Here is a 703-nt window from a genome sequence, read left to right as displayed (position 1 = left end):
TATTGAGCCTATTGAGCTTATCGAAAAGTTATCAAAGAACGTATCTGTAACAATGCCAGGGTGGGAACCAGAACGACTATCTCAGTTAAAAGAAACGTTTGAGAAGTACAAAGGTTTTACAGCGGAAGACCTTTGGGGAAACCTCCAGTATTTCTTAGAAAAAGTTATCCCCGTTTGTGAAGAATACGATATTAAAATGGGGATTCACCCAGATGACCCTGCATTCCCTATCTTTGGTCTACCTCGAATTATTATTAACAAAGAAAATATTCTAAGGTTTTTAAACTTGGTTGATAGCCCATATAACGGCTTAAGTTTATGTACCGGATCACTTGGTTCGAGCAATAACGATATTCCAGACATTATCGACGAAGTTCATGAGCGAATTCATTTTATACATATACGTAATGTAAAAAGGTTTGAGAACGGTGACTTTATCGAGTCCTCTCATCGAGCGTGTGATGGCTCCGTCGATACTATTAAAGTTATACAAACACTTCATAAGCACGATTATCAAGGTTATGTACGACCAGACCATGGTCGCCATATTTGGGGTGAAGAGAAATGGGCTCGTCCTGGTTACGGTTTATATGACCGAGCTCTTGGGATTATGTACATCCTCGGTGCATGGGACAACTTGCAAGCGCAGCAAGCTAGCAAATAAATCGTGAGTTAGTTAGACCAATAGTCGCGTGCTAATAGT

General features: G+C 40.1%; 1 protein-coding gene. It reads left to right on the top strand.

What is annotated here, in order from left to right:
* Positions 1–664, top strand: a 664-nt coding sequence (uxuA, locus tag KIV40_RS33130; protein WP_285353633.1) for a mannonate dehydratase, incomplete at its 5' end; no start/stop codon positions are given.
* Between the last annotated feature and the right edge of the window lie 39 nt (positions 665–703).

The organism is Vibrio sp. D173a (assembly GCF_030248475.1).
The sequence above is the reverse complement of the archived record's forward strand: the minus strand, read 5'-3'. Positions and strand labels throughout refer to the sequence as shown.